The sequence below is a fragment of the Klenkia taihuensis genome (genome assembly GCF_900112525.1).
Lineage (GTDB): Bacteria > Actinomycetota > Actinomycetes > Mycobacteriales > Geodermatophilaceae > Klenkia > Klenkia taihuensis.
On the sequence record NZ_FOMD01000001.1, the window covers coordinates 1,037,239 to 1,052,128 of the forward strand.

The following is a 14,890-nucleotide window of genomic DNA, read 5'->3' on the forward strand; positions in this document are numbered from 1 at the left end:
CGTCGGGGTCAGGAGGCCCGGCGGGGGGCGCCCAGGCCCTCGTGCCAGGCGCTGCGGGTGGCGGGCATGCCGCTGCGGCCGTCGGGGCGGGGCTTGACGAACAGCAGCTGGTCCACGCCCATCCGGTTCTCCGCGAAGGTCAGCCCGCCGCCGGCCAGGTACAGCCGCCAGATGCGTGCCCCGGCGGTGCCGATGAGCCCGGCCACCTCGTCCCAGCGCTCCTCGAGGCGCTGCGCCCAGGCCCGCACGGTCCAGTCGTAGTGCTCCCGGATGCTCTCCACGTCGCGCAGCTCCAGGCCCGGCGCGGCGAGCATCTCGGCGGTCTGCCAGGTCGGGCGCATGTGCATGTCGGGGGCCACGTAGCGCTCGATGAAGGCGCCGCCGCCGGGCGCGCTGGGGTGGCTCATCGCCTGCACCAGCACCCGGCCGCCCGGGCGCACCAGCCGGTGCAGGGTGGCCGCGTACACCGGGTACTGCTCCTGGCCGACGTGCTCGCTCATCTCGATCGAGCTGATTGCGTCGTAGGGGCCCTCGACGGGGACCGGGACGTCGCGGTAGTCCTGCAGCCGCACGGTCACCCGGTCGGCCAGCCCGCGCTCGGCGACGACCTTCTCGATGTGGTCGCGCTGCTGGGCGGAGATGGTGACGCCGGTGGCGTGCACGCCGTGGTGCTGGGCGGCGTAGACGATCATCGAGCCCCAGCCGCAGCCGACGTCCAGCAGCCGCATGCCCGGCTGCAGGCCCAGCTTGCGGCAGACCAGCTCCAGCTTGTCCCGCTGCGCCTCGGTGACGGTGTAGCTGCCGTCGGCGGCGCCGGGGTCGGTGGCCGGGTCCTCGCGGAAGTAGGCGCACGAGTAGGCCATGTGCTCGTCGAGCAGCGCCTGGTAGACGTCGTTGCTCTGGTCGTAGTGGTAGCTGATCGCGTCGCTGTCGCGGTCGGTGGTGTGCTTCTCGCCCGACAGCACCGCCTCCTCCGGCGGGGCGGCCGGCCGGCGGCCCACGATGCCCAGCCGGACGGCGGTCCGCGCCCAGCGCAGCTGGTCGCGCACGCCCGGCAGGGCCGGCGGCCGCTCGCGGACCAGCGACCACACCCGGGACAGGCCCTCGGCCAGGTCGCCCTCGACGTCGATCTCGCCGGCCACGTAGGCCCGCGCCAGGCCCAGCTCGTTCGGGTCCCACAGCAGCCGGCGCAGGGCGGTGCGGCTGCGCAGCACGACGACGGGGGCGTCGTCGGCGGGGCCGGCCTCGCTGCCGTCCCAGGCGCGGATGCGGACCGGGACGCGGCCGCCGAAGACCTCGCCCACGAGGCCGGCGAGCCGGCCTGCGACGGTGCGGTCGGGGGTGCTCATGGGTGGTGGTGCTCCTGTCCTGCCGACGACGTGCGGGTAGATCGTGCGGCATTCGTCCCGGGTGGGCCGGGCGGATGCCCGCGACCGCGCGTCGCGCCGGGCGTGTACTCTTCTCGGCGTTCCCCCCAGACCGCTGGTCGTCGCACGTCCGCGTGCGATCGAAGGTCCCGGATCCGTCCGGGCGGCCCGCGCAGGTGAACGGATCGTCGCCAGGCCCTGTGCCTGCCCACGCCCCGTGCGCCCTGCGCCGGGGCGTCTCCCGTCTCCGGGCCCCTCGATCGATGCGCACCGTGCCTCCTCCGGTGGTCGCCCCGACTGAGAGAGGAGGCCCATGCCCACGCAGGCCAAGGATGCGGCGATCGCGGAGATCACCAGCCGGTTCCAGGACTCGAGTGCGGCGGTGCTCACCGAGTACCGCGGGCTGACCGTGGCGCAGCTGAGCCAGCTGCGTCGTTCCCTCGGTGCGGGCAGCAGCTACGCCGTCGTCAAGAACACCCTGACGAAGCGGGCCGCGGACTCCGTCGGCTTCTCCGAGCTGGCCCCGCTGCTCACCGGCCCGACCGCCATCGCGTTCATCGCCGGTGACCCGGTCGAGGCCGCCAAGGCGATCCGCGACTTCGCGAAGGCCAACCCGGCCCTCGTGGTCAAGGGCGGCGTCGTCGAGGGTCGTCCGGTCGACGCCGCCGAGGTCACCCGCCTCGCCGACGTCGAGTCCCGCGACGTCCTGCTGGCCAAGCTGGCCGGCGCGATGAAGGGCAACCTCACCAAGGCCGCCGGGCTGTTCCAGGCCCCGCTGTCGCAGGTCGCCCGGCTCGCCGAGGCGCTCAAGGAGAAGAAGCCCGCGGGCGACTCCCCGGCCGCCGACGAGACCGCTGCTGCTGCACCCACCACCCCCGACACCGACGCTGACGCCGCGCCCGCGGCCAGCGACGACTGACCAGTAGGAGAAGAACCATGGCCAAGCTGTCCACCGACGAGCTGCTCGACGCCTTCAAGGAGATGACCCTCCTGGAGCTGTCGGACTTCGTGAAGCAGTTCGAGGAGACCTTCGAGGTCACCGCCGCCGCCCCCGTCGCCATGGCCGCTGCGCCCGCCGCCGGCGGTGCCGGTGGCGGTGGCGCCGAGGCCGCCGCCGAGCAGGACGAGTTCGACGTCATCCTCGAGGCCGCCGGCGACAAGAAGATCCAGGTCATCAAGGAGGTGCGCGGCCTGACCTCGCTCGGCCTCAAGGAGGCCAAGGACCTGGTCGACGGCGCGCCGAAGCCGGTCCTGGAGAAGGTCGCCAAGGACGCCGCGGAGAAGGCCAAGGCCGCCCTCGAGGGCGCCGGCGCCACCGTCACCGTCAAGTGACACCCCGCCCGGCGCACGCCGGGCACGTCGCCCGCGGGTGACACCGATCGACAGCAGGGGCCGTACCTCCTCCGGGGGGTGCGGCCCCTGCTGCGTACGCGGCAGGTCGCGCGCAGGTCACGAGTTCGTGTGAGACGGGGCCCACGCGATTGCCGTGACCTGCGTAACCACTAACCTCGTCCTTCGTTACTCCCCAGTAGACATGCGCGGTCGCAGGTGGGGCCGCATGATGCCGGGGCCCAGCAGGAGCAGCAGCGCCGGCAGCGGAGCCGGTGGAGGAGGTCGGAGCGTGGGCGTCGCCGTGCACGTGGAGGGGCTCACCAAGTCCTTCGGCAGCCAGAACATCTGGTCCGACGTGACCCTCACCCTCCCGCCGGGGGAGATCTCGGTCATGCTCGGCCCGTCGGGCACCGGCAAGTCGGTCTTCCTCAAGTCCCTCGTCGGCCTGCTCAAGCCCGAGCGCGGCTCGATCGTGATGACCGACGTCGACATCGTCAGCTGCTCCGAGCGCGAGCTCTACGACGTCCGGCGGCTGTTCGGCGTGCTGTTCCAGGACGGCGCCCTGTTCGGCTCGATGAACCTCTACGACAACATCGCCTTCCCGCTGCGCGAGCACACCCGCAAGAGCGAGTCCGAGGTCCGGTCCATCGTCATGGAGAAGATGGACATGGTCGGCCTGGCCGGCACCGAGGGGAAGCTGCCCGGGGAGATCTCCGGCGGCATGCGCAAGCGCGCCGGCATCGCCCGCGCGCTGGTGCTCGACCCCGAGGTCATCCTCTTCGACGAACCCGACTCCGGCCTGGACCCGGTCCGCGTGGCCTACCTGAACCAGCTCATCGTCGACCTCAACGCCCAGATCGACGCGACGTTCCTCATCGTCACCCACGACATCGGCACCGCCCGCACCGTGCCGGACAACCTCGGCCTGCTGTTCCGGCGGCACCTGGCGATGTTCGGCCCCCGCGAACAGCTGCTCACCAGCCAGGAGCCGGTGGTCCGGCAGTTCCTCAACGGCCGCCGCGAGGGGCCGATCGGGATGAGCGAGGAGAAGGACGTCGCCCAGGTCGAGGCCGAGATGGCCGCGCTGGAGGCCCGGGGCGGGGACGCGCACAACGGCGTCGGCCCCAAGGGTGCCTCCGGCGGGGACGCCGTCCCGCCGCAGCTGGAGCCCACCCCCGGCCTGCCCGAGCGCAAGGCCGTGCGCCGCCGCCAGGAGCGGGTGGCCCGAATGCTGCACACCTACGACCCGGCCACCGCCGACGCCATCCGGGCCAGCCTGCCGCCGGACCTGCTCGCGCTGGCCGACTCGGGTTCCTTCGCGCCCACCCCCGGCGGCGGCCGGGAGTGGCGCACCGAGGACGGTGCCGACCTCGTCGTCCCCGATCCCCGGGGCCGTCCGTGAGCGCAGTCCCGGGCGAGAAGCCGAAGGCGCCGGGCCTGCTGGACGGGACGTTCTCCCCGACCCGGCCCCTGCGCGCCAGCGGCAACCTCTTCGCCTTCGCCCTCGACGTCGTCCGCGCGGTCTTCCGGCGGCCGTTCCAGCTGCGGGAGTTCATCCAGCAGACCTGGTTCGTGGCCTCGGTGACGATCCTGCCGACCGCGCTGGTCGCGATCCCGTTCGGCGCGGTCATCGCCCTGCAGCTGGGCTCGCTGACCCGGCAGCTGGGTGCGCAGTCCTTCACCGGGTCGGCGTCGGTGCTGGCCGTGCTGCGCGAGGCCAGCCCGATCGTCACCGCGCTGCTCATCGCCGGGGCCGGCGGCTCGGCCATCTGCGCCGACCTCGGGGCCCGCAAGATCCGCGACGAGATCGACGCCATGGAGGTCCTCGGCATCTCGCCGATCCAGCGCCTCGTCGTCCCCCGCGTGCTGGCCGCCATGGTGGTCGCCGTCCTGCTCAACGGCCTGGTCTCGGTGGTCGGCGTCTCCGGCGGCTACTTCTTCAACGTCATCCTGCAGGGCGGCACCCCGGGCGCCTACCTGGCGTCGTTCAGCGCACTGGCGCAGGTGCAGGACTTCTGGTCCGGGGAGATCAAGGCGCTGATCTTCGGGCTGATCGCCGGCATCGTGGCCTCCTACAAGGGCCTGCGGGCCGGTGGCGGGCCCAAGGGCGTGGGCGACGCGGTCAACCAGTCGGTGGTCATCACCTTCCTGCTGCTGTTCGCGGTCAACTTCGTCATCACGGCCATCTACTTCCAGCTCGTGCCGCCGAAGGGGTCCTAGACGGTGGCCCTCCTCTCACCCGTCGACCGGGTCAAGGTCCGTGCGCGCCGGCTGGTGCGCACGGTCTACGGCCGGCCCATGGCCACCCTCGAGGACCTCGGCGACCAGGTCAGCTTCTACGGCCGGGCGCTGGGCTGGACCCCGCGCACGCTGCGCCGCTACAAGCGGGAGACCTTCCGGCTGCTCGCCGAGGTCAGCTTCGGCACCGGCGCGCTGGCCGTGGTCGGCGGCACCGTCGGCGTCATCGCGTTCCTGTCCTTCTTCACCGGCACCGAGGTCGGCCTGCAGGGCTACCAGGCGCTGGACCAGCTGGGCACCTCGGCGTTCACCGGGTTCCTCTCCGCGTACTTCAACACCCGCGAGATCGCGCCCCTGGTCGCCGGCCTGGCGCTGTCGGCCACCGTCGGCTGCGGGTTCACCGCGCAGATCGGCGCCATGCGGATCAACGAGGAGATCGACGCCCTGGAGGTCATGGGCGTCCCCTCGCTGCCGTTCCTGGTCACCACCCGCATCGTCGCCGGGTTCGTCGCCGTCATCCCGCTCTACGTGATCGGGCTGCTCACCAGCTACTTCGCCACCCGCACCATCACCACGTCGGTCTACGGGCAGTCGGCGGGCACCTACGACCACTACTTCAACCTGTTCCTGCCACCGCAGGACGTGCTCTGGTCCTTCGTGAAGGTGCTGGTCTTCAGCGTCGTGATCATCCTGTCGCACTGCTACTACGGCTACCGGGCCGGCGGCGGCCCCGCCGGCGTCGGGCTGGCCGTGGGCCGCGCGGTGCGCTTCTCCATCGTGGCCGTGATGGTCATCGACCTGTTCCTGTCCCTGGCCATCTGGGGCTCGACGACGACGGTGAGGATCGCAGGATGAGCCGGGGCGGGCGCAGGGTCGCGCTGCGACGGGTGCAGGGGCTGGCCTTCCTGGTGGTGCTGGCCCTGCTGCTGGGGCTGGCCGTGGCCACCTACCAGAAGGCGTTCAGCGGCGCGGTGACGGTGACCCTGCAGACCGACACCGTCGGCAACCAGCTGCAGTCGGCCAGCGACGTCAAGGTCCGCGGCGTGATCGTGGGGGAGGTGCGCGACGTGCGGGCCTCCGCCGACGGCGCGACCGTGGAGCTGGCCATCCAGCCCGAGCACCTGGACGAGATCCCGGCCAACGTCAACGCCCGGCTGCTGCCCAAGACGCTGTTCGGCGAGCGGTTCGTCTCCCTGGTCATCCCCGACGACCCCAGCCCGGAGCGGCTGGCCGCCGGCGACACCATCCCGCAGGACCGCAGCGAGAACGCCATCGAGCTCGAGCGCGTCATCGACGACCTGCTGCCGCTGCTGCAGGCCGTCGACCCGGCCGACCTGTCCTACACCCTGGGCGCGGTCGCCGACGCGCTGCGCGGCCGCGGCGACCGGCTGGGGCAGAACCTGGCCGACACCGGCAGCTACGTGGGCCAGATCAACACCGTGCTGCCCGAGCTGCAGGCCGACATCTCGCTGCTGGCCGACGTCGCGGACACCTACGACGCCGCCGCGCCGGACATCCTGGCCGTGCTGGACAACCTCTCGGTCACCGCGAGCACGGTGGTCGACCAGGCCGAGCAGCTGCGCCGCACCTTCACCGTGGTCGGCTCCTCCGCGCAGACCGCGGCCGGGTTCCTGCAGCAGAACGAGCAGTCGCTGATCCAGCTGGCCCAGGGCTCCCGGCCGGTGCTGTCGCTGCTGGCGCGCTACTCCCCGGAGTACCCCTGCTTCCTGAACGGGCTGACCCGGTTCAACCCGATGATCTCCGAGGCCTTCGGTGCCGACGGCGACCCGGCGCTGAACCTGAACATCACCGTCACCCTGCCCCCGCGCAACCCCTACGTCCCCGGTGACCAGCCGGCCTACGACGACGTGTCAGGCCCCGACTGCCGGGGGCTGGGCGACATCGACGGCGTCATCGCCGCGGCCGCGCAGGGCGAGTACTACTGCCCGGTCCCGCCGCTGGACGGCGTCGACTCCCCGGACAACCCGGTGTCGGGCAACCCGCGCTGCCTCGGCGGCACCGGCCCCGAGGACCTCCCCTTCGAGGACACCCGCACCGGCCGCGACGGCACCGGCGTGGGCACCGACCTGGACCTGGCGTCGGCGCTGCCCAGCGGGCTGACCGACGGCGGGCCCGGCGGCTCGGCCAGCCTGGCCGGGTCCTCGGCGGAGCTGGACTTCGTCCGCGGGCTGCTGGGCTACCAGACCGGCGTCGACCCGTCGCAGGTGTCCGACCTCGCGGCCTCGAGCCTGGCGCCGCTGCTGCGCGGGACGCAGGTGATGGTGCCGTGAGGGGCCTGACCGCACCGATCGTGAAGCTGGTCGTCTTCGCGATGGTCACCATCCTGGCCAGCTACGTGCTGCTGGCCACCATCACCAACGCCGGCTTCGGCGACCAGACCGGCTACCGCGCCGAGTTCACCGACGTCGCCGGCCTGGTCGTCGGCGACGAGGTGCGCATCGCCGGCGTGCGGGTCGGGCAGGTCACCGAGATCGGGCTCGGCGACTCGGCGGAGGACCCGCAGGCCGAGGTCGGCTTCGAGGTGTCCACCGACGTGCGGCTGCCCGCCGGCGTCGAGGCCACGATCAAGTACCGGAACCTGGTGGGGCAGCGGTACATCTCCCTCACCGAGGGCGGGGGCTCGGGCGGGCGGACCCTGGCCGCCGGCGACACCATCCCGGTCGCGCAGACCAAGCCGGCCCTGGACCTGACCGTGCTGTTCGGCGGGTTCCAGCCGCTGTTCCAGGCGCTGGACCCCGACGACGTCAACCGCCTGTCCTTCGAGCTCATCCAGGTCTTCCAGGGCGAGGGGGGCACCGTGCAGAGCCTGCTGGCGCACGTGGGGTCGCTGACCAACTCCCTCGCCGACAAGGACCAGGTCATCGGCAGCGTGATCGACAACCTGACCACCGTCGTCGGCACCGTCGCCGCGCGCGACCAGCAGCTCTCGGACCTGGTCGTGTCGCTGCAGCAGTTCGTCTCCGGGCTGACGGAGGACCGGCAGGCCATCTTCGACTCGCTGCAGACCATCGACGGCCTGGCCGCGACCACGTCGCAGTTCCTCAGCGACGCGCGGCCTCCGCTGGCCGCCGACATCACCGCGCTGGGCGACCTGTCGACCAACCTCGCCGACAGCGGCGACGTGCTGGAGAGCTTCCTGCAGCTGGCCCCGACCAAGGTCGACCTGATCACCCGGACGGCGGTCAACGGCAGCTGGTTCAACTTCTACCTGTGCTCGGCCTCGGGCGTGGTCACCCTGCCCGTCGTCGGCACCACCCAGCTGCCCCCGGGCGGCGCGCAGAACAACTCGGCGGGGTGCAGCTGATGGCCCGCCAGTCCCGCCCGTTCCGCGACCGCAACCCGGTGACCATCGGGGCGGTCAGCCTGTCGGTCATCGCGCTGCTGGTCGTGCTGGCCTTCAACGCGCAGTCCCTGCCCCTCATCGGCGGCGGCACCGTCTACACCGCGCAGTTCAGCGAGGCCGCGGGCCTGCGGCCCGACGACCCGGTGCGCGTGGCCGGCGTCAAGGTCGGCCAGGTCGAGAGCCTGGCGCTGGAGGACGGCGCGGTCACCGTGGAGTTCCGGGTCCGCGACGCCTTCGTCGGCGACCAGAGCCAGGCCGCCATCAAGATCGAGACGGTGCTGGGCGCCAAGTACCTCGCGCTGGTGCCGCAGGGCACGAACGCGCTGGACCCGGGGACGCCGATCCCGCTGGACCGCACGGCCTCGCCCTACGACGTCGTGCAGGCCTTCAGCGGGCTGGCCCAGACCATCGACGGCATCGACACCGGACAGCTGGCGCAGTCCTTCGAGGTGCTCAGCGAGACCTTCGCCGACACCCCCGACGAGGTCCGCACCTCCCTCGACGGGCTGTCGCGGCTGTCGCAGACCATCTCCAGCCGGGACGCCCAGCTGCAGCAGCTGCTGTCGGCCACCCGCGACGTGACGCAGGTGCTGGCCGACCGAAACGGCGAGTTCACCCAGCTGATCATCGACTCCAACACCCTGCTGACCGAGGTGCAGAACCGGCGGCAGCTGATCGACTCCATCCTCACCACCACCCAGCAGCTGTCCACCCAGCTGTCCGGGCTGGTGCAGGACAACACCGCCGCGCTCACCCCGGCCCTGGCCCAGCTGTCCACGGTCACCGACATCCTCGAGCGCAACCGGCAGAACCTGGGGGACACGGTGGCCAACCTGGCGCCCTTCGTCACGGTCTTCACCAACACCCTGGGCAACGGCCGCTGGTTCGACAGCTTCGTGGACAACCTGATCCCGGGCGTCGTGGGTGGCGTGCTGTGCGGCACGGTCTCCCAGGGCTCCGGCGGCCTCGTGGGGTGCTCACCGTGACCGCCCGGCTGCAGCGGTGGGTGGCGCTGGCCGCGGCGCTGGTCCTGGTCGGTGCGCTGGGCTGGGCGGTGCTGCGCCCGGCCGGCCAGATCCGGGTCACCGCGTACTTCACCCAGGCCGTGGGCCTCTACGAGGGCTCCAGCGTGCGGATCCTCGGCATCGACGTCGGGTCCATCACCCGGGTCGTGCCGATGGGGGACCGCGTCGAGGTCGAGATGCTCGTCGACGACGCCTACGCCATCCCCGCGGACGCCGACGCGGTCATCCTCGCGCCGTCCCTGGTGGCCGACCGGTACGTGCAGTTCGCGCCGGTCTACAGCGGCGGCGACCGGATGGCCGACGGCGCCGAGGTGCCGCTGGAGCGCACCGCCACCCCGGTCGAGCTCGACCAGGTCTACGGCGCCCTCGACGACCTCTCCACCGCGCTGGGCCCCACCGGGGCGAACGCCGACGGTGCGCTGTCCGACCTCGTCGACGTCGCCGCGGCCAACCTCGACGGCAACGGCCAGGCGCTGAACGACACCCTGTCCGGGTTCTCGCAGGCGGTGCGCACCCTCGCCGACAACCGCGACGACCTGTTCGCCTCGGTGGAGAACCTGCAGACCTTCACCAGCGCGCTGGCCACCGTCGACAGCCAGGTCGGCCAGTTCAACCAGAACCTGGCCGCCGTGGCCGAGCAGCTGGCCGGCGAGCGGCAGGACCTGGCCCAGGCCATCTCGCTGCTGAACACCGCGCTGGGCCAGGTGGCCACCTTCGTGCAGCAGAACACCGCGCTGCTGACCACCAACGTCGACCGGCTGGCCGACGTCACCCTCACGCTGGTGCAGCAGCGCCAGGCGCTGGCCCAGGTGCTCGACGTGGCTCCGGCGGCGATCGGCAACCTGGCGCACGCCTACAACCCCGACTACGGCACGCTGGACACCCGGGACAACTCCCTGGGCAGCCAGAACGCCGACGTCGTGGTCTGCCAGCTGCTCGGCCAGGCGGGCCGGCTGCAGCTGGGGGGCATCGACCTGGCCGACCCGACGGCACTGCTCGGGCTGCCGCCCATCGACCAGGTGTGCGGGCGGATCCTCTCGGGCGACCCCGGTGCCACCGGCGAACTGCTGGACCTCAACGGCAACGGCATCCCCGACCTGCAGGAGCTGCTGACCGCCATCTTCTCGCCGTCGTCGTCCGCGCCCGGTGGGGGTTCGCTCCTGCCCGGCCTGCCCTCGATCCCGGGAGCCGGCTCGTGACCACCTCGCTGCGCCGTGCCGCCGCCCTCGCGTCGGCCGCCGTCCTGCTGTCGGGCTGCGGGTTCCGTGGCGCCTACTCCATCGACCTGCCCGGCGGCGCCGACACCGGCGACGACCCGTACTCGGTGCAGATCCAGTTCACCGACGTGCTGGACCTGGTGCCGCAGTCCGGCGTCCGGGTCGCCGACGTCCCGGTCGGCAAGGTGACCGACATCCAGCTCGGCGACGACTGGACCGCCCTGGTCACCGTCGAGGTCGACGGCGACGTCGACCTGCCGGCCAACGCCGTCGCGATGATCCAGCAGACCTCGCTGCTCGGCGAGAAGTTCGTCGAGCTGGCCGCGCCCGGCGGGGGAGAGGCACCCTCGGGCCGGCTCGAGGACGGGTCGCTGATCACGCTGGACCGCACCAACCGCAACGTGGAGGTCGAGGAGGTCCTCGGCGCGCTGTCCCTGGTGCTCAACGGCGGCGGGCTGGCCCAGCTGCAGACCATCACCGCCGAGCTCGGCGACGCCCTCGAGGGCCGAGAGGACGCCGTCCGCAACACCCTCGACCAGCTCGACACCTTCATCGGCGGCCTCGACGACCAGCGCGCGGAGATCAACCGGGCGCTGGACAGCGTCGACGCCCTGGCCGCGACCCTGGCCCAGGGCACCGGGACGCTGACCACCGCGCTGGACACCATCGGCCCCGGCCTGGCCGTGCTGGAGGACCAGCGCGGGCTGCTGGTGTCGATGCTGCAGTCACTCGCCCAGCTCGGCGACGTCGGCACCCGGGTGATCAACGAGACCGGCGCCGACACCGTGGCCAACCTGCAGGACCTGCAGCCCATCCTCAGCCAGCTCGCCGCGGCCGGCCCGGACCTGGCCGGCTCGCTGGACCTGCTGCTGACCTACCCCTTCCCGGCCAGCTCGCTGACCGCGCTGCAGTACCGCACCGACCAGCGCACCGGCGGGTACGCGCTGTTCTCGAACATGACCGCGGACCTCAACCTGGACCTGACCGAGCTGTTCTGCCGCTACGTGGTGGACCAGACCACCGGCGCCCTGGTGCTCCTGGACCCCGCGCAGGTCACCGACGCGTGCGGCGTCCCCGGCAGCCCGGGCGGCGGGGCGGGGACCACGCCCACCCAGGGCTCCGGCGGCGGCGGGTCCAGCGGCGGGTTCACCCTGCCCACGCTCCCCGACCTCACCGCGCTGGTGCCGGGCACCGCCGGCACGGGGAGCACCGACGGCGGGCTGCTCGGCCTGCCGGCCGTCCCCGGCCTGACGACGGGAGCCGGCCAGTGATCACCCGGACCACCCGGCTGCAGCTGCTGGCCTTCGCGGTCGTCGCGCTGCTGGGCATGAGCTACGTCGGCTTCCGCTACGTGGGGCTGGACCGGCTGCTCCTCGGCGGCGGCTACACCGTCGCCGCGGAGTTCAGCGACTCCGGCGGCATCTTCGTCAACGCCGAGGTGACCTACCGCGGCGTCGCCGTCGGCCGGGTCAGCGACATGCAGCTGACCGACGACGGCGTCGAGGTCGAGCTCCGGATCGACGACGACGCCCCGCCCATCCCGGCCGACGCCGCGGCCGCGGTGGCCAACCGCAGCGCCGTCGGCGAGCAGTACGTCGACCTGCGGCCGGACTCCGCCGACGGCCCGTTCCTGGGCGACGGCTCGGTCATCCCGGTCGACCGCACCTCGATCCCCATCCCGGTCGAGCAGCTGCTGCAGGACGTCGACGGCCTGGTCGGCTCCATCGACACCGAGAACCTGCGGATCGTCGTCGACGAGCTGGGCACCGCCTTCGACGGCGCGGGCGGTGACCTGTCCCGGTTGATCGACAACGGCAACCTGCTGCTCACCCGGGCCGAGGAGTCCCTGCCGCAGACCCTGCAGCTCATCCGCGACGGGCAGACGGTGCTGCAGACCCAGGTCGACTCGCGCAGCGCCATCGAGGACTGGGCGGCGAACCTGCGGCTGCTGTCGGACACCCTGGTCAGCAGCGACGCCGACCTGCGCAGCCTGGTGGTCAACGCCCCCGACGCCGGTGCGGCGCTGCAGCAGCTGGTGCAGGACGCCGGCCCCGGCCTGAGCTCCCTCATCCGCAACGTCGACGTGCTCAACGACGTCACCACCCCCCGCCTGGACGGCGTCGAGCAGCTGCTGGTCACCTACCCCGAGGTGGTCACCGGCGGGTTCAGCGTGGTCCGCCGCGACGCCGACGGGCAGATGCGCGCGCACTTCGGGTTCGTGCTGAACTCGAACGACCCGCACGCCTGCGTCAGCGGCTACGTGTCCACCGGTTCCACGCCCTCGCCCGGCGCCGTCGCCGGCCTGGACACCACCCAGGTGCGCTGCGACGTGGTCGACGGCGTCGACCCGAACCCGGGCGACGGCGTCGACGAGACCGGGTCCAACATCCGCGGCGAGCAGAACATCGGCGGCTCGGGCGGCGTGGCCTCGCCCGGGCCCCAGGGCGGCACGGTCGGCGGCGGCCCCTCCCTGGACGGGCTGCTGGACGACCTGCTCGGCGGGCTCCTCGGCGCCTCGCCCTTCGCCACCACCGCCGGCTGACCCGCCCGGGCCGGCCGGCGCGGCCGGCGGCCCGGTGCCCGGCCAGGACAGCTACCGTGACCTGCCCACCGACCGGCCCCCGCCGCCGGCCCCGACCCGAGAGGAGCGCACCGTGACCGACCAGACCCGGGTGGGCTCGCCCGAGGCCGAGCCGGACCGCACCCCGGACGCCCCGGTGACCGACACCCCCGCCGACGAGCCCACCGGCCCGGCCGCCGAGGCCACCGAGGACCAGGCAGCCACCGACCGGGACGACGACGCCGGCCGCCCCCGGCGCGCCGCGCTGCCGCTGGTGCCCGTGCTCGCCGTGCTGCTGGTGCTGCTGCTGGCCGGCACGGGCTTCCTGTGGTTCACCCGCCCCGGCACCTCCTCGGTGGCCACCGGCGACTACGTCGACGCCCTGCAGGCCGCCCGCTCCGGCATCGTCGACGTCGCCTCCTTCGACTACCTGACCCTCGACGACGACATCACCCAGATCGAGGCGGTGACCACCGGCGACCTGAGGACGGAGTCGGTGGACCAGCTCAACAGCCGGCGGCAGGACATCACCGACGCCCAGGCCGTGGTGAACACCGAGGTCGTGGGGGCCGCGGTCGGCGCCGCCGACGACTCCGACGCGACGGTGTACATGGTCATCCAGTCGACCCAGACCAGCAGCGCCTCCCAGCAGGCCCAGGTGCAGCGCTACCGCATCGAGGTCGACCTCACCAAGGACGGCGGCCGCTGGCTGCTGTCCGGGATCTCCGGACGGTGACCCGACCGTGACCGACACCCCCGACGGCACCGACGGCGGCACCCGCCCCCGGCCGCGACCCACCCCGCGCCCGCGCACCGGGGCCGCCCGGCCCTCCCCGCGCCCCCGGGTGGCCGGCAGCCGCCGCGCCGAGGACGACGCCACCGACACCACCGTCCCCACCGACGCGACCCCCACCGCCGAGGCCGGGACCGTCGCGGACGCCCCGGCCGGCCGGCGCCGTCCCTCCCCGCGGACCCGCGCCGCCGAGCCCGCCCCGCTGCCCAAGGCCAGGCCCCGCCCGGCCGCCCGCGCCGCGACCGCCGTCGCCGACCCGCCCGCCGACACCGACACCGACGCCGAGCGGCCGGGCCGCCGCCGGCGCGGCCGGGGGAGCCGCGCACGGTCCGGTGCGGTGCCCCGGACCGCCGGCCGCACCGCGACCGGCGGCCCCGGGCGCAGCCGCACCCTCGCGCTGGTGCTCGCCGTGCTGTGCGTGCTCACCGCCGCCGGCGGGGGCTGGCTGCTGTGGCAGCGCAGCCACCCGACGTCGGTCGACCCGGCCATCTTCGCGGCCGCGCGCAGCGGCGTGGAGGACGTCTACGCCTACGACTACCGGGACTCCGACGGCAGCGTCCAGCGCAAGCTCGACGCGCTGACCGGCGACCTGCGCGACCAGTACGAGGCCGACCTGTCCTCCGGCGGCATCATCGACACCTACGAGCAGGTGTCGGCGACCACCAGCTACGACGTCCTCGAGGTCGGTCTGCAGCAGGTCAACGCGTCCCAGGACCAGGCGACCCTGGTCGTGTTCGGGCAGTACGTCGTGGAGTCGGTGAACTCCGGCACGCAGACGCCCCCGGCGGGCTCGGAGTGCACCGTCACCGACGACGGCGCGCAGTCGTGCACCCAGACGGTGCGGGTGACCGTGCTGGAGACCGACGACGGCTGGAAGATCAGCGAGCTGACGCTGCTCACCAGCAGCTGAGCCGCCGGTCGGCGCGCCCGGCTGTCGCGACGGGCGCTCCTCTGCCATCATTCCCCGCGGCGGCGTGAGCCCTCCGACCCGACG

At 73.2% G+C, this 14,890-nt stretch carries 14 protein-coding genes; 13 read left to right on the top strand and 1 reads right to left on the bottom strand.

The window, feature by feature from the left end:
* Positions 1-8 precede the first annotated feature (8 nt).
* The gene (locus BM158_RS05185; RefSeq protein WP_091555233.1) at positions 9-1,349 is read right to left on the bottom strand and encodes an SAM-dependent methyltransferase; all 1,341 of its coding nucleotides are present in this window, start codon (positions 1,347-1,349) and stop codon (positions 9-11) included.
* Between the two features lie 331 nt (positions 1,350-1,680).
* Here BM158_RS05185 and rplJ point away from each other — a divergent pair, with 331 nt between their 5' ends.
* The 13 genes from rplJ (at position 1,681) to BM158_RS22650 (ending at position 14,806) form a co-directional block, all read left to right on the top strand.
* A complete protein-coding gene (gene rplJ / locus BM158_RS05190) occupies positions 1,681-2,286 on the top strand; it encodes a 50S ribosomal protein L10 (protein ID WP_091555235.1) in 606 nt (201 codons plus the stop codon).
* A gap of 17 nt (positions 2,287-2,303) precedes the next feature.
* Positions 2,304-2,699, top strand: coding sequence for a 50S ribosomal protein L7/L12 (gene rplL, locus BM158_RS05195; RefSeq protein WP_091555237.1), 396 nt, complete (start codon positions 2,304-2,306; stop codon positions 2,697-2,699).
* A gap of 289 nt (positions 2,700-2,988) precedes the next feature.
* Complete coding sequence (locus BM158_RS05200) at positions 2,989-4,101, top strand: ABC transporter ATP-binding protein (RefSeq protein ID WP_191328653.1); 1,113 nt, start codon at positions 2,989-2,991, stop codon at positions 4,099-4,101.
* Complete coding sequence (locus BM158_RS05205; RefSeq protein WP_229827632.1) at positions 4,098-4,919, top strand: MlaE family ABC transporter permease; 822 nt, start codon at positions 4,098-4,100, stop codon at positions 4,917-4,919. Before BM158_RS05200 ends, BM158_RS05205 begins: the two co-directional genes overlap by 4 nt.
* Positions 4,920-4,922: 3 nt before the next feature.
* Complete coding sequence (locus BM158_RS05210) at positions 4,923-5,792, top strand: MlaE family ABC transporter permease (protein ID WP_207507701.1); 870 nt, start codon at positions 4,923-4,925, stop codon at positions 5,790-5,792.
* Positions 5,789-7,228 carry an MCE family protein gene (locus BM158_RS05215; RefSeq protein ID WP_091555241.1) on the top strand — a complete coding sequence of 480 codons (1,440 nt, stop codon included), beginning with the start codon at positions 5,789-5,791 and terminating at the stop codon, positions 7,226-7,228. Before BM158_RS05210 ends, BM158_RS05215 begins: the two co-directional genes overlap by 4 nt.
* The gene (locus BM158_RS05220) at positions 7,225-8,262 is read left to right on the top strand and encodes an MCE family protein (protein WP_165628838.1); all 1,038 of its coding nucleotides are present in this window, start codon (positions 7,225-7,227) and stop codon (positions 8,260-8,262) included. Before BM158_RS05215 ends, BM158_RS05220 begins: the two co-directional genes overlap by 4 nt.
* The gene (locus BM158_RS05225; protein ID WP_091555243.1) at positions 8,262-9,287 is read left to right on the top strand and encodes an MCE family protein; all 1,026 of its coding nucleotides are present in this window, start codon (positions 8,262-8,264) and stop codon (positions 9,285-9,287) included. The genes BM158_RS05220 and BM158_RS05225 overlap by 1 nt, the downstream gene beginning before the upstream one ends.
* Positions 9,284-10,525 (top strand): MCE family protein, encoded by a 1,242-nt coding sequence (locus tag BM158_RS05230; protein WP_091556357.1) that lies wholly within the window; start codon positions 9,284-9,286, stop codon positions 10,523-10,525. The genes BM158_RS05225 and BM158_RS05230 overlap by 4 nt, the downstream gene beginning before the upstream one ends.
* Positions 10,522-11,814 (top strand): MCE family protein, encoded by a 1,293-nt coding sequence (locus BM158_RS05235; protein WP_091555245.1) that lies wholly within the window; start codon positions 10,522-10,524, stop codon positions 11,812-11,814. The genes BM158_RS05230 and BM158_RS05235 overlap by 4 nt, the downstream gene beginning before the upstream one ends.
* Positions 11,811-13,085 (top strand): MCE family protein, encoded by a 1,275-nt coding sequence (locus BM158_RS05240; RefSeq protein ID WP_091555247.1) that lies wholly within the window; start codon positions 11,811-11,813, stop codon positions 13,083-13,085. The genes BM158_RS05235 and BM158_RS05240 overlap by 4 nt, the downstream gene beginning before the upstream one ends.
* Before the next feature lie 112 nt (positions 13,086-13,197).
* Positions 13,198-13,839 (top strand): hypothetical protein, encoded by a 642-nt coding sequence (locus BM158_RS05245; RefSeq protein WP_131801974.1) that lies wholly within the window; start codon positions 13,198-13,200, stop codon positions 13,837-13,839.
* A gap of 7 nt (positions 13,840-13,846) precedes the next feature.
* A complete protein-coding gene (locus tag BM158_RS22650; RefSeq protein ID WP_091555250.1) occupies positions 13,847-14,806 on the top strand; it encodes a hypothetical protein in 960 nt (319 codons plus the stop codon).
* The last annotated feature ends 84 nt before the right edge of the window (positions 14,807-14,890 follow it).

Bases quoted from the DNA above. Each gene is read 5' to 3' on its own strand.
- BM158_RS05185 (WP_091555233.1), bottom strand. From the start codon at position 1,349: ATGAGCACCCCCGACCGCACCGTCGCAGGCCGGCTCGCCGGCCTCGTG.
- rplJ (WP_091555235.1), top strand. From the start codon at position 1,681: ATGCCCACGCAGGCCAAGGATGCGGCGATCGCGGAGATCACCAGCCGG.
- rplL (WP_091555237.1), top strand. From the start codon at position 2,304: ATGGCCAAGCTGTCCACCGACGAGCTGCTCGACGCCTTCAAGGAGATG.
- BM158_RS05215 (WP_091555241.1), top strand. From the start codon at position 5,789: ATGAGCCGGGGCGGGCGCAGGGTCGCGCTGCGACGGGTGCAGGGGCTG.
- BM158_RS05225 (WP_091555243.1), top strand. From the start codon at position 8,262: ATGGCCCGCCAGTCCCGCCCGTTCCGCGACCGCAACCCGGTGACCATC.